General features: G+C 66.9%; 16 protein-coding genes and 4 pseudogenes. 4 read left to right on the forward strand and 16 right to left on the reverse strand.

Annotated elements, in window-relative coordinates; genetic code table 11:
- Nucleotide 1: 1 nt before the first annotated feature.
- From POR01S_RS19595 to POR01S_RS19660, 16 genes and pseudogenes are all read right to left on the reverse strand, one after another.
- Entirely contained in the window at nt 2-577 is a 576-nt protein-coding gene (locus tag POR01S_RS19595) for a DUF1349 domain-containing protein (protein ID WP_042137825.1), read from the reverse strand.
- A gap of 53 nt (nt 578-630) precedes the next feature.
- Nucleotides 631-1,701, reverse strand: a complete 1,071-nt coding sequence (locus POR01S_RS19600) for a protein-glutamate methylesterase/protein-glutamine glutaminase (RefSeq protein WP_042137827.1) — start codon at nt 1,699-1,701, stop codon at nt 631-633.
- A complete protein-coding gene (locus tag POR01S_RS19605; RefSeq protein ID WP_042137829.1) occupies nt 1,698-2,207 on the reverse strand; it encodes a chemotaxis protein CheD in 510 nt (169 codons plus the stop codon). Before POR01S_RS19605 ends, POR01S_RS19600 begins: the two co-directional genes overlap by 4 nt.
- Before the next feature lie 2 nt (nt 2,208-2,209).
- The gene (locus tag POR01S_RS19610; RefSeq protein ID WP_027597646.1) at nt 2,210-3,013 is read right to left on the reverse strand and encodes a CheR family methyltransferase; all 804 of its coding nucleotides are present in this window, start codon (nt 3,011-3,013) and stop codon (nt 2,210-2,212) included.
- A 10-nt stretch (nt 3,014-3,023) separates the two neighbouring features.
- Complete coding sequence (locus POR01S_RS19615) at nt 3,024-3,494, reverse strand: chemotaxis protein CheW (protein WP_027601273.1); 471 nt, start codon at nt 3,492-3,494, stop codon at nt 3,024-3,026.
- Complete coding sequence (locus tag POR01S_RS19620) at nt 3,494-5,149, reverse strand: methyl-accepting chemotaxis protein (RefSeq protein ID WP_042137831.1); 1,656 nt, start codon at nt 5,147-5,149, stop codon at nt 3,494-3,496. The genes POR01S_RS19615 and POR01S_RS19620 overlap by 1 nt, the downstream gene beginning before the upstream one ends.
- An 81-nt stretch (nt 5,150-5,230) precedes the next feature.
- Nucleotides 5,231-5,734 carry a chemotaxis protein CheW gene (locus POR01S_RS19625; protein WP_042137833.1) on the reverse strand — a complete coding sequence of 168 codons (504 nt, stop codon included), beginning with the start codon at nt 5,732-5,734 and terminating at the stop codon, nt 5,231-5,233.
- Between the two features lie 7 nt (nt 5,735-5,741).
- Nucleotides 5,742-6,611: pseudogene (locus POR01S_RS24415) on the reverse strand (methyl-accepting chemotaxis protein); the annotation flags it as partial.
- 51 nt (nt 6,612-6,662) lie between these two features.
- Nucleotides 6,663-7,916 (reverse strand): annotated as a pseudogene (locus POR01S_RS24420) (MCP four helix bundle domain-containing protein); the annotation flags it as partial.
- Between the two features lie 187 nt (nt 7,917-8,103).
- Nucleotides 8,104-8,821, reverse strand: a pseudogene (locus tag POR01S_RS24425) (methyl-accepting chemotaxis protein); the annotation flags it as partial.
- Between the two features lie 54 nt (nt 8,822-8,875).
- Nucleotides 8,876-10,399: pseudogene (locus POR01S_RS24430) on the reverse strand (MCP four helix bundle domain-containing protein); the annotation flags it as partial.
- A gap of 20 nt (nt 10,400-10,419) precedes the next feature.
- Nucleotides 10,420-12,591, reverse strand: a complete 2,172-nt coding sequence (locus tag POR01S_RS19640; RefSeq protein ID WP_042137837.1) for a chemotaxis protein CheA — start codon at nt 12,589-12,591, stop codon at nt 10,420-10,422.
- Complete coding sequence (locus tag POR01S_RS19645; protein WP_042137839.1) at nt 12,588-12,893, reverse strand: STAS domain-containing protein; 306 nt, start codon at nt 12,891-12,893, stop codon at nt 12,588-12,590. The genes POR01S_RS19640 and POR01S_RS19645 overlap by 4 nt, the downstream gene beginning before the upstream one ends.
- 20 nt (nt 12,894-12,913) lie before the next feature.
- Entirely contained in the window at nt 12,914-13,285 is a 372-nt protein-coding gene (locus POR01S_RS19650; RefSeq protein WP_007162125.1) for a response regulator, read from the reverse strand.
- An 11-nt stretch (nt 13,286-13,296) separates the two neighbouring features.
- Complete coding sequence (locus POR01S_RS24435; protein WP_237709571.1) at nt 13,297-14,046, reverse strand: methyl-accepting chemotaxis protein; 750 nt, start codon at nt 14,044-14,046, stop codon at nt 13,297-13,299.
- Between the two features lie 566 nt (nt 14,047-14,612).
- Entirely contained in the window at nt 14,613-15,380 is a 768-nt protein-coding gene (locus POR01S_RS19660; RefSeq protein ID WP_027597638.1) for an FCD domain-containing protein, read from the reverse strand.
- A gap of 221 nt (nt 15,381-15,601) precedes the next feature.
- Here POR01S_RS19660 and POR01S_RS19665 point away from each other — a divergent pair, with 221 nt between their 5' ends.
- From POR01S_RS19665 to POR01S_RS19680, 4 genes are all read left to right on the forward strand, one after another.
- A complete protein-coding gene (locus tag POR01S_RS19665) occupies nt 15,602-17,323 on the forward strand; it encodes a lactate permease LctP family transporter (protein ID WP_042137843.1) in 1,722 nt (573 codons plus the stop codon).
- A gap of 73 nt (nt 17,324-17,396) precedes the next feature.
- Nucleotides 17,397-18,221, forward strand: coding sequence for a (Fe-S)-binding protein (locus POR01S_RS19670; RefSeq protein WP_042137845.1), 825 nt, complete (start codon nt 17,397-17,399; stop codon nt 18,219-18,221).
- On the forward strand, nt 18,218-19,672 hold the full coding sequence (locus tag POR01S_RS19675; protein ID WP_042137847.1) for a LutB/LldF family L-lactate oxidation iron-sulfur protein: 1,455 nt from the start codon (nt 18,218-18,220) through the stop codon (nt 19,670-19,672). The genes POR01S_RS19670 and POR01S_RS19675 overlap by 4 nt, the downstream gene beginning before the upstream one ends.
- A complete protein-coding gene (locus POR01S_RS19680) occupies nt 19,669-20,337 on the forward strand; it encodes a LutC/YkgG family protein (RefSeq protein WP_027601281.1) in 669 nt (222 codons plus the stop codon). The genes POR01S_RS19675 and POR01S_RS19680 overlap by 4 nt, the downstream gene beginning before the upstream one ends.
- Nucleotides 20,338-20,417 lie beyond the last annotated feature (80 nt).

Here is a 20,417-nt window from a genome sequence, read left to right on the forward strand (position 1 = left end):
CTCAACTCAGATCGGCCAGGCCTCGCTGCAGCGGGGCCTGCAGACTGAAGTCGCTGAACGCCACCTCCATGCCACCCCGCTCCGGGGTGCCACAGACCGGGCCGACCCGGTACTCGGCGGCGACGGGCAGGCTGGCCAGGCGCAGCAGCGGCCAGCGCTGACCGTCGAGCGAGGCCTGGACCCGCAGGGTGCCCTGGGTCAGGGTAATCCTCAGCCACAGCTCTTCGCGCTCGCCCAGCGGTGCGCCTACGGCCAGATCCGAGCGTCCCAGGGTCAGGACGCTGAGCAATTGCGGGGTATCGTCGAAGTAGCCGATGCCGGCCCGCAGCCAGTGCTGCTCGTCGATCCGCACCATCAACCCGGCATGGTCGCCCTGGTTCTTGCAGCGCGCCGCCACCCGCAGCTGGGCGGTGAAGCCGCTGGTGACCCGGGCGCCGAAGAAGTGGCCACTGTGACGCTCGCTGCCGTCGTGGGTGTGGTTCCAGAAGTCACTGTGGCGATCGGTGATGACCCGCAGCCGCTCGGGCTCGGCCAGCCAGGTTTCGGGCTCGTTGATCCAGTGGCAGATGTCGAACATGGGGCTCTCCTCGCGTGCTCGCGCTTGGAGTCCCGCCTGCCCCGCAAGTTCGTCTAGACCCCACCTTTGAGGATGGCCGCGGCGAGCTGGTTGAGGCCGATCTCCTGCTCCACCGCACCGAGCTTCATGGCTTCCTTGGGCATGCCGTAGACCACGCAGCTGTCTTCGTCCTGGCCGAGGGTACGGCCACCGGCCTCGCGCAACTCCTTGAGGCCACGGGCGCCGTCGTCGCCCATGCCGGTCATGATGATCCCCAGGGCATTGCTGCCCGCGGCCCGCGCCACCGAGCGGAACAGCACGTCCACCGAGGGGCGATGACGACTGACCGGCGGGCCGTCGACCACGTCCACCTGGTACTGGGCACCGCTGCGCTTGAGCAGCATGTGGCGACCGCCCGGCGCGATCAGCACCCGTCCCGGCAGGACCCGATCGCCATGCCGGGCTTCGCGCACTTCCAGCTCACAGAGGCGATCCAGACGCTCGGCGAAGGCGGCGGTGAAACGCTCGGGCATGTGCTGGACCACCACGATGCCGGGGCAGACCCGCGGCAGCGAGGTCAGCACCGCTTCCAGGGCCTGGGTGCCGCCGGTGGAGGTGCCCAGGGCGACGATGCGCTCGGTAGTGCGCGCCATGGCCGGGCTGCCGCCGGACGGCAGGATGGCGTCGGCGCTGAGCTTGGGCGTCGGCACCACCGGCACGCCACGCGGCGCCAGGCGCTTGAGATTGGCCCGAGCGGCGGCCTTGACCGCGCTGGTGAGGTCGTCCGAGGCGTCCTTGAGGAATTGCTTGAGGTTGGCCTGGGGCTTGGTGACGATGCTGACCGCCCCGGCGGCCATGGCCTGCAGGGTGGTGGCGGCGCCCTTCTCGGTCAGGGTCGAGCAGATCACCACCGGGGTCGGGCGCTCGGCCATGATCTTTTTGAGAAAGGTGATGCCGTCCATGCGCGGCATCTCCACGTCCAGCACGATGACGTCGGGCCACTGCTTGCGCATCTTGTCCTGGGCGAACACCGGGTCAGCAGCGACCCCCAGCACCTCGATGGCCGGATCCTCCGCGAGACTCTGGGCGAGCACCTGCCGCACCACGGCGGAGTCGTCGACGATAAGGACCTTGATCTTGTTCATGGAGTAAGTCTCGTAAGCGGCGGAACATAGGGTAGCTCCACCTGTTGCATGAGCACCCGGCCGTCGACGAGGTCCAGGGACAGTTTGCGATGGCCGGCGCCGCGGACATGGGTCCGCACCGAATGGATACCGGCCTGGGCCAGCTGCGCCAGCGCCGCCTCGACATTGACGTCGCCGATGTTGCGGACGCGCCCGCGCAGAAGCTGGGGAAACATGTTGCCACCCCCGTAGAGGTGCACCTGGTAGCCGGAGAGATCACCGCCGTGGCGGGCGATCGCCCCCAGCATCAATTGCAGGGATTCGTCGACATAGTGGCCGTCGGCGGGCGCGCCGGGAGCGGCGCGCTGGCGCGTGGGCAGCAGCGCATGGGTCATGCCGCCGAGGCGCCGCCGCGGGTGCCAGAAGACAAAGGACACGCAGGAGCCCAGGATGGTCCGGATCCGCAAATCGCCCTGGCCGAAATACCAGTCGCCAGGACGCAGAAACAGTTCCGGCGCGGCTGCCATGGCTAGAGCGGACGTTGATAGATGGAAGGACTGACCATTTTCAGGGCGTCGGTCACCCCGTTGAGGCTCTCGGAATGGCTGACGAAGAAGTAGCCACCGGGTCGCAGGTGGCGAACCAGACGGGCCACCACCTGGCGCTTGGTGGGCACGTCGAAGTAGATCATCACGTTGCGCAGAAAGATGATGTCGAAGGTGCCCAGCTCCGGCAGCGAGTTGTTCAAATTGATCTGGCGAAAGGCGATCCGCGCGGTCAGCCGCGGATCCACCAGAAAGGTGCCGTCGTTCTCGCCCACGCCCTTGAAGCAATAGCGCCGCAACAGCGCCGGCGGGATGTTCTCGGCTTCGGCGAGCGGATACTGGGCGTTGCGTGCCTTGGCCAGCACCCGGGTGCTGAGGTCGGAGGCGACGATTTCCCAGGGGCGCTCGCCCAGCCCTTCGGCCAGGGTCATGGCCAGGGTATAGGGCTCCTCCCCCGAGGAGCAGGCGCCGCTCCACAGCCGCAGTGGCTGGCGTCTGTCCCAGTTCGGCAGCACCTGCTCGCGCAGGAAGTCGAAGTGCTTCGGCTCGCGGAAGAAGTAGGTCTCGTTGGTGGTCAAGAGATCGACCGCCATCTGGCATTCCGCCTGGTCACGCTGGATCAGCTGGAAATAGGCGTCGTAGCTGGGCGTGCCGCGCTGGCGCACGCGCTTGGCCAGGCGACCGCTCACCAGCGGGCGCTTGGCATCGGACATGCTGATGCCGGCGACCCGGAAGATGAAGCTGCGAAACTGGCGGAATTCGCTGTCGGTCAGCGCGGGGAGTTCCATGGTTCGCGACTCAGGCAGCCGTCATGGCGGCGAGCTGGGCGAGATCGTCTGCGCCCAGGACCCGATCCATGTCGAGCAGGATGACGAAACCGGCACCCTGCTTGGCCATGCCGAGGATGAAGTCGGTGCGGATCGAGGCGCCGAAGCGCGGCGCCGGCTCGATGCCGTCGGCGGCGATCTCCAGCACCTCGCAGACCGCGTCCACCACGATGCCGAACACCTGGGGGCCGCCGTCGACCTGGATCTCCAGCACCACGATGCAGCTGCGGCGGGAGGTCTCGGTCACCTCGTTGCGAAAGCGCACGCCGAGGTCCATGACCGGCACGGCGGCGCCGCGCAGGTTGATGACGCCACGGATCGCCGGCGGCAGCATGGGCACCGTGGTGACCGCGCCGTACTCGATGATCTCCCGCACGCAACTGGTGTTCACGCCGTAGAGATCACCGGCGAGCTGAAAGGTCAGAAACTGGCGCAATAGCATCAGGCTTGCTCCTCGAAACGGGCGAAACCGGCCGGCACGCTGCCACGGGGCGCACGCCGGGGTGAATCGATCAGTGCCGAAGCGCGCTCGGCCAGGCTCGGACCCGAGTGCTTGGCACCGGGACGGGTGACCTGCTGGGCCACCGGCGAACCGCTCAGGGTGAAGTATTCCATCATCTGCTGGAGCTGCTCGGCCTGGCCGCTCATCTCTTCCGCGGTGGCGGCCAGCTCTTCGGACGCCGAGGCGTTCTGCTGGGTGATCTGGCTGAGCTGCAGCATGGCGCCATTGATCTGCTCGACCCCGGCGCTCTGCTCTTCGGAGGCGGCGGTGATTTCCTGCACCAGGTCGGAGGTCTTGTTGATGGAAGGCACCATCTCGCTCAGCAGGGATCCGGCGCGCTCGGCCAGGGCCACGCTGCTCTTGGCCACGGTGCCGATTTCCTGGGCGGCGACCTGACTGCGCTCGGCCAGCTTGCGCACCTCGGCGGCCACTACGGCGAAGCCCTTGCCGTGCTCCCCGGCACGGGCGGCCTCGATGGCGGCGTTGAGCGCCAGCAGGTTGGTCTGGTAGGCGATGTCGTCGACGATGCCGATCTTGTCGGCGATGGTCTTCATGGCCACCAGGGTCTCGCGCACGGCCTGGCCGCCCTCGTCCGCTTCCCGCGCGGCCTTGCCGGCCATGCCGTCGGTGACCTTGGCGTTCTCGGTGTTCTGGGCGATGGAGGCCGACATCTGCTCGATGCTGGCGCTGGTTTCCTCGACGGAGGCGGCCTGCTCGGTGCTGGCCTGGCTCATGCTCTGGGCGGTGGCCGAAACCTCTTCGGAGGCGCTGGCCAGGCCATCGGCCGAGCTGCGCACGTCACTGATGATCTGCGCCAGGGTGGTGGTCATGGTGCGCACCGCGGCCAGCATGCTGGTGGTGTCGCCCTCGCGGGTCGTTACCTCGACGCTCAGGTCACCGCGGGCGACGCGCTGCACCACCTCGGCGGCATAGGCCGGCTCGCCACCCAGCTGCCGGATCAGGCTGCGGGTGATCAGGTAGCCGAGCAGGATGGAGATCAGGACTGCCACCGTACCTATCACGATCATCAGATTGCGGGCATCCATGTAGGCGGCAGTAGCTTCTTCACCCGAGGAAACCATGCGTTGGGCCTGATGCTCATTCAGGGCATTGGCGGCAGCCACGAGTTCATTGTTGTTGGGCGCAAAGACGTTGAGCAGGAAGTCCCGGGCCTGGGCGCGATCCGTATCCAGGAGGCGGAAGAATTCAGCGTACTTGTCCTGCAGTCGCTGACGGCTTTCGACGATCGCATTCAGCTTGCGCTTGCCCTCATCGCTCTGCACGCGTCGGCCCAGGTCAGCCAGGATATCCGCGTTTTCCGCGCGGACCCGCTTGATGTCGTCCAGGGTCTTGGCGCGCGCCTCGACCGTGTCCTGCAGCAGCAGGTTACGCATCAGCCGGCCGGAATCCAGGGTATTGCGCGACAGGGTATTGGCCAGCACGGTGAGTGGGAAGTTGCGCTGGGACATGGTGTCAGCCGCTTCCTTCATCTTCTCCATGTTCAGGATCGCGACGCCGATCGTCAGCAAGAGCATGAAGATGGCGGCACCGAAACCGATCGCCAGCTTGGTCGAGACGCGAAGAGTGTTCAGCATGGTGGAAGCGCCTCCGGCGCCGGTTACGACTGTTTCGTTTTAGAGGCGCCGGTTACCGTCGCCCATGCAATGCGGAATCTCTCAGCTGGCGGCCTGGGCCAGGCTCGCCAGTTCCTGCACATCCAGTACCTGGGCCACGTCGAGCAGGGTCAGGAAGCCGTCCTCGGACTTGACCATACCGGCGATGAAGTGCGGCGCCAGGCGACTGCCAAAGGCCGGCGCCGGACGGATGTCCGGCGCGGCGATTTCCAGCACCTCGCTCACCGCATCCACCACCACGCCCAGCACCTGGGTGTCTTCGTCGGCGCACACTTCCAGGATGACGATGCAGGTCCGCGGGCCGACCCGGGTCGGTCGCCCGCCGAAGCGGGCTTCCAGATCGACCACCGGGACCACGGCGCCGCGCAGATTGATCACCCCGCGAATGCAGGCCGGCATCAGCGGGACCTGGGTCAGCTGGCCGAACTCGATGATCTCGCGTACCGCGAGGGTATCCACCGCATAGGTTTCCCCATCCACCACGAAGGTCAGGTGCTGATGGCCAAGGTGTTCGTGGGCGATGTCGCCAAGGGTCAGGGCTGTCATGAAGCCATTACTCCGGGAAGCGGACGTAACCGTCCGGCAGGCCGCCCGCGGCCATCTGCGGACGACGCGAGGTTGGCTGGGCCGTGCGGCTGGCGACCGGGCGCGTCTGCTCGATGGCACGCTCCAGGTCCTGGATTGCACGACCCTCGCCAGTGTGGAAGAAGCCCATCAGGCGCTGCAGCTGCTCGGCCTGACCGCTCATTTCTTCGGCGGTCGCGGCCAGCTCTTCCGAGGCCGAGGCGTTCTGTTGAGTGATCTGGTTGAGTTGCAGCATGGCGCTATTGATCTGAGTGACTCCGCTACTCTGTTCTTCGGACGCAGCGGCGATTTCCTGTACCAGATCGGAGGTCTTGCTGATGGACGGTACCATTTCGTCGAGCAGTGACCCGGCGCGCTCGGCCAGGGCCACGCTGCTCTTGGCCACGGTGCCGATTTCCTGGGCGGCGATCTGGCTGCGTTCGGCCAGCTTGCGCACCTCGGCGGCCACCACGGCGAAGCCCTTGCCATGCTCGCCGGCGCGGGCCGCCTCGATGGCCGCGTTGAGCGCCAGCAGGTTGGTCTGGTAGGCGATGTCGTCGACGATGCCAATCTTCTCGGCAATGGTCTTCATGGCCACCAGGGTCTCACCCACCGCTTCGCCGCCTTCGTTGGCCTCGCGCGCGGCCTTGCCGGCCATGCCATCGGTAACCTTGGCGTTCTCGGTGTTCTGGGCGATGGAGGCCGACATCTGCTCGACGCTGGCGCTGGTCTCCTCGACCGAGGCGGCCTGTTCGGTACTGGCCTGGCTCATGCTCTGGGCGGTGGCGGAGATCTCTTCCGAGGCACTGGCCAGGGCATCGGCGGACAGGCGCACGTCGCCGATGATCTGGTTCAGCTTGCCCACGGTGCCGTTGATCGACTCCTTGAGCTCCAGCAACTGGCCCTGGTAGTCACCGCGCACGGTGCGGCTCAGGTCGCCCTGGGCGAGCCCGGCCATGACGCCCATGGCTTCGTTGACCGGGGCGACGATGGCGTCGAGGGTGCCGTTGATGCCGGCGACGATGCGGCGGAAGTCGCCCTGGTGGGCACTGGCATCGGCACGGGTATCGAGGCGACCGGCCATGGCCGCCTGGCTCAGTTGATTGGCGTCTTCGACCAGGCGCTGGATGTTGCCGCGGACCTGTTCGAGGTTGTCGTTGATCACCGCCTTCTGGCCGGGGAAGCGCTCCAGCGCCACCGACAGATCGCCCTCGCCAAAGCTCTTGACGCAGGCCATGGCCTTGGCGGAATCGCTGAGGTGGCCGGCGACCATGCCGTTGACCCCTTCGGCCATGTTGCGATAGGCGCCCTGGAAGCGCTCGGCCGGGATGCGCACCACGGTTTCACCGCGGTCGTGGGCCGCCGACATGCTGCTCATTTCGCCGATCAGGCCGCGCAGGGTGGTGACCATGTTCTGCATGGCCGCCATCAGGCTGGTCTTGTCGTCGCCGCGCAGCTTGATGTCATCGGGCAGATCACCGGCGGCCACACGGCCGGCCAGGGTCGCCACCGCGGCCGGCTCACCGCCCAGCTGACGCAGCAGGTTGCGGGTGATGAAGAAGCCCAGCAGGGCCACAGCCAGCAGGGTCGCCAGGGCGATGGACAGGGCCAGCCAGGTGGCTTCGACCTTGGTCTTCTGGGCGACCTGCACGCCCTGCTGCGCGAGGCTCTCGTTGTAGCCGACGTGCTCGTCGAGGGCCTTGTTGATGGCCAGCATCACGTCGGTGCGGCTGCGCATCAGGGCCTGGGCGTCGTCGTTGCGATTCTGCCGCGACAGGGCGATGACCTGGTCGCCCAGGTTGAACAGCGCCGTGAAGGCGGCGCGATCGGCGGCCAGCAGGCCACGATCGCGGTCGTCCGAGACCAGCGTCTCGTACTTGGCGAGACTCTGGCCAATGCGTTCCTTGGCCGCGGCCAGGTCCTGCTCGGCGGTGGTCATGGCTTCGCTGCTGGTCGACAGCACATGGCGATAGATGCCCACCACGTAGTCGGAGCGGCTGTCATTGACATCACCCAGCGCCTTCAGGCTGGGAACGGTATTGTCGTTGCCGTAGTTGGCCGCCTGGAACACCTTGTCGATTTCGTATTGCCCGGTGCCGGCCAGTACCAGGATGCCCAATAGCGCTGACAGCACCAGCAGCAGCATTTTCTTGATGACGGTCATGTCGGTGGTCTCAAAAAGGCCACCCGCAGGTGGCCGTAGGATAGGGATCAGGATTCGAAGGGGACGTAGCCGTCAGGCACGCCCGAGGTACCCGTACGCAGTGCCTTGCCCGGGACCTGCATGGCCTTCGGCCGCGAGGCCTCCAGCGCGCGTTCCAGGTCCTGTACCACCCGGCTTTCGCCGGTATTGAAGAAGCCCATCAGGCGCTGCAGCTGCTCCGCCTGGGTACTCATTTCTTCGGCGGTGCCGGCCAGCTCCTCGGACGCCGAGGCGTTCTGCTGGGTGATCTGGCTCAGTTGCAGCATGGCGCCGTTGATCTGGCTCACCCCGCTGCTCTGTTCTTCGCTGGCCGAGGCGATTTCCTGGACCAGGTCGGAGGTCTTGCTGATGGACGGCACCATTTGCTCCAGCAAAGTGCCGGCGCGTTCGGCCAGGGCCACGCTGCTCTTGGCCACGGTGCCGATCTCCTGGGCAGCGACCTGGCTGCGTTCGGCCAGCTTGCGCACCTCGGCGGCCACTACGGCGAAGCCCTTGCCATGCTCGCCGGCACGGGCCGCCTCGATGGCGGCGTTGAGCGCCAGCAGATTGGTCTGGTAGGCGATGTCGTCGACGATGCCGATCTTGTCGGCGATGGTCTTCATGGCCACCAGGGTCTCGCTGACGGCCTGACCACCCTCCCCGGCTTCCCGCGCGGCCTTGCCGGCCATGCCGTCGGTGACCTTGGCGTTCTCGGTGTTCTGGGCGATGGAGGCCGACATCTGTTCGACACTGGCGCTGGTCTCTTCGACCGAAGCCGCCTGTTCGGTGCTGGCCTGGCTCATGCTCTGGGCGGTGGCGGAGATCTCTTCCGAGGCGCTGGCCAGGGAGTCGGCCGACAGGCGCACGTCGCCGATGATCTGGTTCAGCTTGCCGACGGTGCCGTTGATCGACTCCTTGAGCTCCAGCAACTGGCCCTGGTAGTCACCGCGTACGGTGCGGCTCAGGTCACCCTGGGCGAGCCCGGCCATCACGCCCATAGCTTCGTTGACCGGCGCCACGATGGCGTCGAGGGTGCCGTTGATGCCGGCGACGATGCGGCGGAAATCGCCCTGGTGGGCACTGGCATCGGCGCGGGTATCGAGACGACCGGCCATGGCCGCCTGGCTCAGTTGGTTGGCGTCTTCGACCAGGCGCTGGATGTTGTCGCGGACCTGTTCGAGGTTGTCGTTGATCACCGCTTTCTGCCCGGGGAAGCGCTCCAGCGCCACCGACAGATCGCCCTCGCCAAAGCGCTTGACGCAGGCCATGGCCTTGGCGGAATCGCTCAGGTGACCGGCGACCATGGCGTTGACGCCTTCGGCCATGCCACGGAAGGTGCCCTGGAAGCGCTCGACGGGGATGCGCGCATCGGTGTCGCCGCGATCATGGGCGGCGGACAGCTGCACCATCTCCGCCACCAGCAGCTGGATGTTGTCGCGGACCTGCTCGAGGTTGTCGTTGATCACCGCCTTCTTGCCGGGGAACCGCTCCAGCGGCGCAGCCAGATCGCCCTCGCCGAAGCGCTTGACGCAGGCCATGGCCTTGGCGGAATCGCTGAGGTGGCCGGCGACCATGGCGTTGACGCCCTCGGCGACGTTGCGGAAGGTGCCCTGGAAGCGCTCCAGCGGAATGCGCGCCTCGGTCTCGCCACGATCGTGCTCGCTGGCCATGGTGCTCATCTCCTGCACCAGACCGCGCAGGGTCACCACCATGCGCTGCATGGCGGCCATCAGGCTGGACTCGTCGCCGGCACGCAGCTGCAGATCATCGGGCAGGTCGCCCGCGGCGGTGCGGTTGGCGACCTTGGCCACCTCGGCCGGCTCGCCGCCCAGCTGGCGCAGCAGGTTGCGGGTGATGAAGAAGCCGAGCAGACCGATCAGCAGCAGGGTAGCCAGGGAGATGCCGATCGACAGCAGCGTGGCCTGAGTGAGGGTGCCTTCCGCCAGGCTGGACTGTTCCGCGCCCAGCTTCTGGTTGTAGAGGCGATGGGCGTCGAGGACATCCCCGACATGGGTGATGATCTCCTGGTTTTCGCCCAGCAGCCGCTTGACCTCGTCATCCAGGCTGGCGCGCGACAGCGGGATCACCTTGGCGGCGAGCTGGTTAAGCGCGGCGATGGCCTGCTTGTCGTCTTCCCACAGGCGTTTGTCGGTCTCGTCGGAGATCTGCCCCTCGTAGGCCTTGAGCGCCTCTTCGGTCAGCCGCTGCGATTCGCCGAGTTCCTTTTCGGCCTGCCGGGTGGCGGCTTCGCCATCGGCGGCGAGGTGGCGATAGATGTTGGTGATGACATCGGCGGAATGGGCGTCGACGGCGTCGATGCCCAGAATGGCCGGCACGGTATCGTCGTTGCCGAAATTGGCTCGTTCGAACACCTGGTGCAATTGGTAGTAAGCCAGCCCTGCCAGCAGGATGATGCCAAGCAACGCGGAAAGGACCAGCAGGGACATACGTTTGGTAACGGTCATGGACTCGAATTCCTTGTCGGTCAGGTCGGCACGGGAGCGTGGACTGGAGCAGTAACGCTGGTAGACGCGGCCTCGCCTATCAGGCCGGGCACGTTGAGGATCAGCGCCACGGCGCCGGTACCCAGGATGGTGAAACCGCCCAGGCTGCGGTTGTGGCCGAACAGCGGACCGAGCGGCTTGATCACCGTCTGGAATTCGCCGAGCAGCTGATCGACCACCAGACCGGCGCGCTGGCCGGCGTAGCGCACCACCACCACGTTCTGCCGCCGCGGCGGCGCCTCCTCGATGGCGAACAGCTGGCGCAGGCGCAGCACCGGCAGCACCTCGCCGCGCAGGTCGAGGTAGTCGTTGCCGTTGGCCTGGACACTGGCCGCCTCGGTCAGCTCGATGCACTCCTCCACCGCCTCCAGGGGCACCACGTAGGTAGCCTTGCCGACGCCGATGAGGAAGCCGTCGATGATCGCCAGGGTCAGGGGCAGGCGAATGGTCACCGTGGTGCCGCGGCCTTCCTCGCTGGTGAGATCGACGCTGCCGCGCAGGGCGGTGATGTTCTTTTTCACCACGTCCATGCCGACGCCGCGACCGGACAGGTTGCTGATCTGCTCGGCGGTGGAGAAGCCCGGTTCGAAGATTAGGTTGAACACGTCCTTGTCGGCCAGCACCTGGCCCTCGGCGATCAGGCCGCGCTCGGTCGCCTTGCGCAGGATGCGCTCGCGCGACAGACCGCCGCCGTCGTCGGTGACCTCGATGACGATGCTGCTCGACTCGTGATAGGCATTGAGCCCCACAGTGCCCTGGGCCGGCTTGCCTCGCGCCAGGCGCAGCTCGGCGGATTCGATGCCATGGTCCATGGCGTTGCGGATCAGGTGGGTCAGTGGATCGCCGATCTTTTCCACCACGGTCTTGTCCAGCTCGGTCTCGCCGCCGCTGATGCGCAGGGCGATGTCCTTGCCGATTTCCTTGGAGACGTCGCGGACCACGCGCTGGAAGCGGTTGAAGGTGGTGCCGATCTGCACCATGCGCAGGGTCAGGGCGGTGTCGCGGACCTCTTCCACCAGGCGCGACAGCACCCCGGTGGATTCCACCAGAGCCGCCAGACCGCTCTGCTGGGCGATCAGCTGGGTCCCGGCACCGGCGATGATCAGCTCGCCGATGAGATCGATCAGCTGATCGAGCTTGGTCGCGTCGATACGGATCAGCTGGCCTTCGCCGGCCGGCGCGCGCTGCTCCTTGATCTTGCGCTGCTTGTTCAGGGCCGCATCCACCACCGGCGGATTGACCAGCTGGGCCTCCACCAGGGCTTCGCCGATGGGCTGGCGCGGCGTCGCCGGATCGGCCTGGCGACGCAGCACCTCGTCCAGCTCGGTGGCGGTCAGGGTGCCGCAGCGCACCAGGATCTCGCCCAGGCGCAGGTCTTCCTCGGCCAGGTCGTCGATCAGCTGGCAGTAGTCGCTGCTGCGGCTGTGCGGCGGCAGGATGCGGATCTGGCTGTCCTCGCGGACGAATTCGAAGGCCGCCTCGATGGTCGCCTTGTCGGCGTCGCTGTCGAAGGCGACCTCGAAGCCCAGGTAGCAGGTCTCCGGGTCCATCTCCGCCGCGGCCGGGATGGCGTCGGTCAGGGTGACGATGTTGACGATGCGGCCAAAGCTGTTGAGGTAGCGCACGAAGGCCAACGGATCCATGCCATTGCGCAGCATGTCCGGACCGAAGCGCAGCGACAGGTGCCAGTGGCCGGCGGCGACGCCATCGACCGGTGGCGCCAGGCTACGGGCGGTGGCGGCCGGCTGGGTGGCCTTGGCGCTCGGCTGCAGATAGTGCTCCAGGCGCTGCACCAGCACGGCGCCGGCGGCCTGGAAGTCGGGCTCCGGCTCGCTGCCGGACGATACCCGGGCGATCAGGCCGTTGAGGTGGTCGCAGACCTCCAGGAACAGCGCCGACAGGGTCTCGTCGAAGGCCAGCTCGTTGCTGCGGATGCGGTCGAGCACGCTTTCGGCGACATGGGTGAAGGCCACCACATGGTCCAGGCCGAACAGCCCGGCCGAACCCTTGATGGTGTGGGCGGCGCGAAAGATGGCATTGATCAGCTCGACGTCATCCGGCGCCTGCTCGATCTGCAGCAGCGCGGCTTCCATCTGCTGCAGCAATTCCTCGCTCTCGGCGATGAATGTCTTGAGGATCTCGTCCATGTTCATGCGGCAACACCTTCCGCGGCGGCCGCGGTAAAGAAGTCGGCAAGACCTGCCAGCTCCAGCAGTTCGGTGACGGCGGGGCTGGGGTCGACCAGTTCGAGGCTGCCGCCCAGACGCTGCGCCTCGCGGTGGGCCAGCAGCAGCAACTGCAGACCCGCGGAGTCGAATTCATCGACCTCGGCCAGTTCCAGCGCCACGGTGACCCCGGCGGTCAGGGGCTCCATCAGCAGCGGCTTGCTGTCGGCCGCGGTGTAGATGGTCAGCGGCCCGGTAAGGGGCAAGCGGGTACGAGCGATGTCGTTCATGGGGGCAGCCTCCGGGGCCATCAGGGCATGATCAGCTTGGAAACCGCCGCCAGCATCTGCGCCGGCTGAAACGGCTTGACCATCCAGGCCTTGGCACCGGCGGCCTGGCCGGCGGCCTTCTTGGCGGCATCGGATTCGGTGGTGAGCATGATCACCGGGGTGAACTTGTAGGCCGGCAGCTTCTTGGCCGCGGTGACGAAGGTAATGCCGTCCATGTTGGGCATGTTCACGTCGCTGATGATCAGGTGCACCTTGCGCCCGTCCAGCTTGGTCAGGGCATCGCGGCCGTCGCAGCCTTCGATGACGTCGTAGCCCGCGCTTTTCAGGGTCATGGACACCACTTGGCGGATGGAGATGGAGTCGTCGACGATCAGAATGGTCTTGTTGCTCATGACAGCTTTCCTTAAAAGAACGTGATATCGGATTCGGCGGGGGCGGCGGCCGGTCGCTTGCCGTGGTGCACGGCGACCTGCTCGGCCATGGTGTAGGTGCGGGCCAGGTCGGCGAGCCAGCCGCGGGTGTCGAGGGTCGGCAGCGGCTGACCGCTGGCGGCCAGGGCGCGACGGTCGATCACCAGGCGCTCGAGGCGGGCCTGGTCGTCACGGATGTGGCCGAGCATCTGGCTGACGCGATCCTGGAATTGCAGGGCGACCAGCACCTCGGCGATGGCGCCGCCCACGGCTGCGGCGTTGTCGGCCAGGGCATCGCTGCGCTCGACCACGTCACGGGTGGTGCCGCCAAAGGTGCCGATGACCTGCTCGATGGTCTCGCCGGACTGGTTCAGGGTGCCGGTGTCGCGCTCGGCGTGGAGCTGCGAAAGCTCCAGGGTGCGGGCGATGGCGCCGTTCACCGTTTCCACGGTTTCGCCGATCTTCTGCCCGGTATCGCCGGACAGGGTGGAGAGCTTGCGCACCTCGTCGGCGACCACCGCGAAACCGCGCCCGGCTTCACCGGCACGGGCGGCTTCGATGGCGGCGTTGAGGGCCAGCAGGTTGGTCTGGCGCGCCACGTCGCCGACGTCCTTGGCCATGCTCTTGAGCTGTTCGGTCAGGCCGGCCAGGCCGTTGATTTCGTTGAGCAGCGCGCCCTTGCTGGACAGCGCCTCGCGCAAGGCCTGGAGGATGCCGTCCAGCTGGTTCTGGCTGCTGGCCATGAGGTTGACCAGGCGATCGCCGCTGCCGTGATCGGCGCCGGCCACGCTGTGGATGCGGTCGGCCAGTTCGGCGAAGCGACTGGTCAGGCTGACGATTTCCTGCTCGGTGTGGGCGCGCGCGGCTTCGATCTGCTCGGACCAGACCGGCAGCACCGCCACGCAGAGGGCTTCGAGGGCTTCGTCCCGACCGCTGGCGGGGCTCTGGCTCACGGCCTGCTCGGCGGCGCGCTCTGCCTGGCGCGCCTGGGCGCGACGCAGTTGCCAGAAGCCCAGCCCGGCGGCCAGGACCACCTGGGTGGCACTCAGGGCCAGGGTGGTCGGCGTCACGCCGCCCACGAACAGGATCGCCCCGGTGCCGCATGCACCGAGCAATGCAGGAGTGAAGGTAAGGTCGACGAGCGAGGGCGAAGAAGAGGCGTGTTCCACAGGAGGGTACCGGTCTAGACGCCAGCGAAGGCGGGAAGGTGTGACCGGGTTATCAGCTCTGGAACGCTAAACTTTAGCCGCGGACGCTCAATTTATGCTACTAGCATAATGACATCATGAAGTTTCACGCCAGATTTTTTTTAGAGCTCATCGCGCCGTTTGGCCCGTGCTAGACGGCCTGCCATGGCGCCGGCCTCCTCCAGAACCTCTCTCACATAGCCCAGATGGCGGCTCGCCGCCTCGCGTGCATTCTCCGCTTCCCCCGCAACAATCGCCTGGTAGAGCGCCCGGTGTTGCTCCAGCAGCCGCTCGCGGGTCTCACCCCGTTGGGCGTGCATCCCGCCGATGTTGGTCACCATGTGGTGGCGCAGCAATTCGAACAGGCTGCGGATGCTGTGCAGGTAAACGGCGTTGTGGCTGGCCTCGGCGATGGCCAGGTGAAAGGCGGCATCGGCCTCGCCCTCCTCTTCCCGAGTCAGGGTCTCGCGCCGGCGGTAGCAGTCCTCCAGGCGCTCCCAGGCCAGGGTCAGCCGCGCCAGGTCCGGCTCGGTGGCGCGCTGGGCGGCGTAGTAGGCGCAGGCGCTTTCCAGGGTGTGGCGAAATTCCAGCAGATCGCGACGGGTTTCCTCGCGGCTTTCCAGCAGCGGCAGCAGGGGATCGGTGAAGGCGCTGTTGAGCGCCTCGGTGACATAGGTACCGCCGCCCTGCCGGCTGAGCAGCAGGCCGCGCGCGATCAGCTTCTGGATGGCTTCGCGCAGCGAGGGTCGCGACACTCCGAAGCGCTCGGCCAGCACCCGCTCGGCAGGCAGGCGCTCGCCAGGGCGCAGCGAGCCTTCGGCGATCAGCGCTTCCAGGTGCTTGACGATGTCGTCGGACAGACGACGTTGCTTGACCGGTTCGAACCCCATGAAAAACCTCGAAAAATGCTGCGGACAGCAGCGGCCGTCCGCCAGGCGGAAGAGCTGGGCCGACGAAAGTCGCACATCAAGGGGTTTGACAGGCACAAAGACCCCGCTTAACGTGCGTGAAGTCGCCCTTGTAAATTGGTCTTACCAATTTTTGTCACAGGTCGCGATCTTGTGCAACCCCGTCCTGCCGCCTCCCTACAAAAACAATCAAGGAGCACCCGATGGAAACCTGGCAACAGATCTATCTCCCCCTTGGCAGCCTGGGCCTTTCGGCCTTCGTCGCCGCCTTGCCCATTCTGTTCTTTTTCGTCGCCCTCGCCGGTCTGAGACTCAAGGGCCATGTGGCGGGCGCCCTCACCCTGGCGATCGCCCTGCTCATCGCCCTGTTCGTCTATCGCATGCCGGTGGACAAGGCGCTGGCCTCGGCCGGCTACGGTTTCCTCTACGGCCTCTGGCCCATCGCCTGGATCATCGTCACGGCGGTGTTCCTTTACAAGCTGACGGTCAAGTGCGGCCAGTTCGACATCATCCGCAGCTCGGTGCTGTCGATCACCGACGATCAACGCCTGCAGGTGCTGCTGATCGGCTTCTGCTTCGGCGCCTTCCTGGAAGGTGCGGCCGGTTTCGGCGCGCCGGTGGCCATCACCGCCGCGCTGCTGGTGGGCCTGGGCCACAATCCGCTGAAGGCGGCCGGGCTCTGCCTGATCGCCAACACCGCGCCGGTGGCCTTCGGCGCCCTGGGCATCCCGACCATCGTCGCTGGCCAGGTGACCGGCATCGACGCCTTCAAGATCGGCGCCATGACCGGCCGCCAGCTGCCGCTGCTGTCGCTGCTGGTGCCGCTGTGGCTGATGTTCATGATGGACGGCATGCGCGGCCTGCGGGAAACCTGGAAGCCGGCGCTGATCTGCGGCGGCACCTTTGCCGTGTTCCAGTACCTGACGTCCAACTTCATCGGTCCGGAACTGCCCGACATCACCTCGTCACTGGCCGCCATGATCGCCCTCACCGGCTATCTCAAGCTGCGCCAGCCGCAGCATGCCACCGCGGGTGCGACTGCGGTGGTCGGTGGCGGTGGCGGTGGCGGTGGCGGTGGCGGTGGCGGCGCCGCCATGCTGGGCGGTGGGGCCGGCTTCGGCAGTGGCGGTCGCCTGCCGCCCGAGCATTCGCTGGGCACCGTGATCAAGGCCTGGTCGCCGTTCCTGATCCTGACCGTGGTGGTGACGATCTGGACCACCAAGGCCTTCAAGGCGCTGTTCGCCAGCGGCGGTGCCCTCTATGCCCTGGTGATCAACGTGCCGGTGCCCTACCTGGACAAGCTGGTGCTCAAGACGCTGCCGATCGTGGCCACCCCGACGCCCATGCCGGCGGTCTACAAGCTCGATCTGCTGTCGGCCTCCGGCACCGCCATCCTGATCTCGGCGCTGATCTCCATGGCCATCTTCCGCATCAAGCCCTCGACCGCCCTGGGCGTGTTCAAGGAAACCCTGGTGGAGTTGCGCAAGCCGATCCTGTCCATCGGACTGGTGCTGGCCTTCGCCTTCGTCGTCAACTACTCGGGGATGTCCACCACCCTGGCCCTGCTGCTGGCCGGTACCGGCGCGCTGTTCCCCTTCTTTTCGCCGCTGCTGGGCTGGCTGGGGGTGTTCCTGACCGGTTCGGATACCTCGTCCAACGCCCTGTTCGGCTCGCTGCAGGCCACCACCGCGCACCAGATCGGTGTTTCCGACACCCTGCTGGTGGCGGCCAACAGCTCCGGCGGCGTGACCGGCAAGATGATCTCGCCGCAATCCATCGCCGTGGCCTGCGCCGCCACCGGCATGGTGGGCAAGGAATCCGACCTGTTCCGCTTCACCGTGCGCCACAGCATCGGCTTTGCCGTGCTGGTCGGGTTGATCACCCTGGCGCAGGCCTATGTGTTCACCGGCATGCTGGTGCACTGATCACGCGGTTCCCGGCGGCGGTTCAGGCCGTCGCCGGTCCTCTTATTACCGGGCCAACCCGGAGTGACGCCTGATGAACGATCTTTTCTACAACGCCGCCCCTAATGCCACCCGCACCGCGCCACCGCTGGCGCCGCCGCGGACCTATCCGCAGCAGAAGCCGACCCAGGTCTATCTGTTCGGCACCTGCGTGGTGGACCTCTTCTATCCCGAAGCCGGCATGGACAGCATCCGCCTGCTGGAGCGCGAAGGCCTGCGCGTGCATTTCCCCCAGGCGCAGAGTTGCTGCGGCCAGCCGGCCTACACCTCGGGCTACACCGAGGAAGCCCGCGCCGTGGCGCGCACCCAGCTGGCGCTGTTCGCCGAGCCCTGGCCGGTGGTGGTTCCTTCCGGCTCCTGCGCCGGCATGCTGCGCCATCACTATGCCGAGCTGTTCGCCGAAGAACCCGAGACCCTGCGTCAGGTGCAGGATCTGGCCGAGCGCACCTACGAGCTGGCGGAATTCCTGCTGCACGTCTGCCAGGTCGACTACCAGGATCGCGGCGCCCCGACCAAGGTGGCCCTGCACACCTCCTGCAGCGCCCGCCGCGAGATGCAGACCCACCTGCACGGCCGCGCCCTGCTCGGCCAGCTAGAGGCCGTGGAGCGTGTCGACCATGACCACGAAAGCGAATGCTGCGGCTTTGGCGGTACCTTCTCGGTGCGGATGCCGGACATCTCCGGTGCCATGGTGGCGGACAAGACCCGTGCCCTGCAGGACAGCGGCGCGGCCCAGGTGCTCACCGCCGACTGCGGGTGCCTGATGAACATCAACGGCGCCCTGGAAAAGCAGCGCGCCGCCCTGCGTGGCGAACACCTGGCGAGCTTTCTCTGGCGCCGTATCGGAGGTGCCGCATGAACGAGATGCTGAAGATCCCCCTCACCGACGTCAGCGAAGCGCCTCCCTTCAAGACCCGTGCGCGGCAGGCCCTGGGCGACGACCAGCTCAGGCGCAACTTCCGCACGGCCATGGATTCGCTGATGACCAAGCGCCTGGCCAGCATGAGCGATGCCGACGAGCGCGAGCGCCTGCGTGAACTGGGCAATCGCACCCGTGCCCGGGCGCTGTCCAAGCTGCCGGAGCTGCTGGAACGCCTGGAGGCCAACCTCACGCGCAATGGCGTCCAGGTGCACTGGGCCGAGACCACGGCCGAGGCCAACGCCATCGTCCAGCAGATTGCCGAGCGCCATGCGGCCAAACTGCTGATCAAGGGCAAGTCCATGGTCAGCGAAGAGATGGACATGAACCACGTCCTCGGCGCCCAGGGCATCGACTGCCTGGAATCGGACATGGGTGAGTACATCATCCAGCTCGCCGGGGAGAAGCCGTCGCACATCATCATGCCGGCCATTCATCTCAACCGGCAGCAGGTAGGCACTCTCTTCCACGAGCACCTGGCCGAGCCCTACACCACCGACGTCGACGAACTCATCCAGACCGGCCGGCGGGTGCTGCGGCGGAAATTCTTCGAGGCCGATATCGGCATATCCGGGGTCAACTTCGCGGTGGCCGAAACCGGTACCCTGCTGCTGGTGGAAAACGAGGGTAACGGGCGGATGTCCACCACGGTGCCACCGGTGCACATCGCCGTGACCGGCATCGAGAAGGTGGTGGAGAATCTGCGCGACGTGGTGCCGCTGCTGTCGCTGCTGACCCGCTCCGCCCTGGGCCAGCCGATCACCACCTACGTCAACATGATCTCCGGTCCGCGCAAGGCCGAGGAACTGGACGGCCCGCGCGAGGTGCACCTGGTGCTGCTGGACAATGGTCGCAGCCAGGCCTTCGCCGACAGCGAATTGCGCCAGACCCTCAACTGCATCCGCTGCGGCGCCTGCATGAACCACTGCCCGGTCTATACCCGCATCGGCGGCCACGCCTATGGCGAGGTCTACCCCGGCCCCATCGGCGCCATCATCACCCCGCACCTGGTCGGCCTGGAGCGCGCACCGGATCATCCCAGCGCCTCCTCGCTGTGCGGCGCCTGCGGCGAGGTCTGCCCGGTCAAGATCCCGATTCCGGCGCTGTTGCGGCGATTGCGCGAAGAGAACGTCAAGGCCCCCGAAGCCGAGCCGCACCTGCTGCGCGGCCAGGGCAGCAAGTTCTCCGCCCGGGAGCGCTGGACCTGGCACGCCTGGCAGAACCTCTACACCTCGCCGCTGCTCTACCGTGGCTTCAGCTACCTGGCCACCCGCTTCGGCCGCCTCACCCCGGGCCAGCTCGGCCCCTGGACGGAACACCACAGCGCGCCCAGGCCGGCATCCCGCTCGCTGCACGAATTGGCCCGCGAACACTTGGAGAAACGCCCATGAGCGCCCGCGACAACATCCTCGCCAAGCTGCGCGGCAGTCTGCAGGGCACCCAGCCGCTGGCGGACACCTTCGACGAAGCCCTGGTGACCGAACCCTGGCGCTATCCGCCTGAAGAGCGTGTCGCCCGCCTGCGTACCCTGATGGAAACGGTGCATACCGAAACCCATTTGACCACCGCGGCGGACTGGCCGACGCTGGTCGAGCGCATCCTCGCCGAACGGGGGCTGGACCAACTGCTGATCGCCCCCGGCACGCCCCACGGCGCGCGCCTGGTGGAGCGCTGGCAGGGCGACGGCTCACCGCGCTGGAAGGCCTATGATCGCCCCGTGGAAGAATGGAAGGCCGAGCTGTTCAACGACACCCCGGCCAGCCTCACCGGCACCCTGGGCGCCCTGGCCGCCACCGGCAGCCTGGTGCTCTGGCCGGATCGCCAGGAGCCGCGCCTGATGAGCCTGGTGCCCCCGCTGCACATCGCCCTGCTCAGGGCCAGCACCGTGGTGGACAACTTCTACGAGCTGCAGCAACGGCACCGCTGGCAGGACGGCATGCCGACCAACGCCCTGCTGATCTCCGGGCCGTCCAAGACCGCCGACATCGAACAGGTGCTGGCCTATGGCGCCCACGGGCCCAAGGATCTGGTGGTGCTGATCGTCGAGGATGAGTGAGGGTTGTGGTTCCCCTCACCCCAGCCCTCTCCCTCAGGGAGAGGGGGCAGTTAACCCGCGTGGAAAACGCTACGCGGTTT

Source organism: Pseudomonas oryzihabitans NBRC 102199 (assembly GCF_000730625.1).
In the GTDB taxonomy this organism is placed as follows: domain Bacteria; phylum Pseudomonadota; class Gammaproteobacteria; order Pseudomonadales; family Pseudomonadaceae; genus Chryseomonas; species Chryseomonas oryzihabitans.

Coding starts and splice junctions, on each gene's coding strand:
- POR01S_RS19595 (WP_042137825.1), bottom strand. CDS start 577: ATGTTCGACATCTGCCACTGGATCAACGAGCCCGAAACCTGGCTGGCC.
- POR01S_RS19600 (WP_042137827.1), bottom strand. CDS start 1,701: ATGAACAAGATCAAGGTCCTTATCGTCGACGACTCCGCCGTGGTGCGG.
- POR01S_RS19605 (WP_042137829.1), bottom strand. CDS start 2,207: ATGGCAGCCGCGCCGGAACTGTTTCTGCGTCCTGGCGACTGGTATTTC.
- POR01S_RS19610 (WP_027597646.1), bottom strand. CDS start 3,013: ATGGAACTCCCCGCGCTGACCGACAGCGAATTCCGCCAGTTTCGCAGC.
- POR01S_RS19615 (WP_027601273.1), bottom strand. CDS start 3,494: ATGCTATTGCGCCAGTTTCTGACCTTTCAGCTCGCCGGTGATCTCTAC.
- POR01S_RS19620 (WP_042137831.1), bottom strand. CDS start 5,149: ATGCTGAACACTCTTCGCGTCTCGACCAAGCTGGCGATCGGTTTCGGT.
- POR01S_RS19625 (WP_042137833.1), bottom strand. CDS start 5,734: ATGACAGCCCTGACCCTTGGCGACATCGCCCACGAACACCTTGGCCAT.
- POR01S_RS19640 (WP_042137837.1), bottom strand. CDS start 12,591: ATGAACATGGACGAGATCCTCAAGACATTCATCGCCGAGAGCGAGGAA.
- POR01S_RS19645 (WP_042137839.1), bottom strand. CDS start 12,893: ATGAACGACATCGCTCGTACCCGCTTGCCCCTTACCGGGCCGCTGACC.
- POR01S_RS19650 (WP_007162125.1), bottom strand. CDS start 13,285: ATGAGCAACAAGACCATTCTGATCGTCGACGACTCCATCTCCATCCGC.
- POR01S_RS24435 (WP_237709571.1), bottom strand. CDS start 14,046: ATGGCCAGCAGCCAGAACCAGCTGGACGGCATCCTCCAGGCCTTGCGC.
- POR01S_RS19660 (WP_027597638.1), bottom strand. CDS start 15,380: ATGGGGTTCGAACCGGTCAAGCAACGTCGTCTGTCCGACGACATCGTC.
- POR01S_RS19665 (WP_042137843.1), top strand. CDS start 15,602: ATGGAAACCTGGCAACAGATCTATCTCCCCCTTGGCAGCCTGGGCCTT.
- POR01S_RS19670 (WP_042137845.1), top strand. CDS start 17,397: ATGAACGATCTTTTCTACAACGCCGCCCCTAATGCCACCCGCACCGCG.
- POR01S_RS19675 (WP_042137847.1), top strand. CDS start 18,218: ATGAACGAGATGCTGAAGATCCCCCTCACCGACGTCAGCGAAGCGCCT.
- POR01S_RS19680 (WP_027601281.1), top strand. CDS start 19,669: ATGAGCGCCCGCGACAACATCCTCGCCAAGCTGCGCGGCAGTCTGCAG.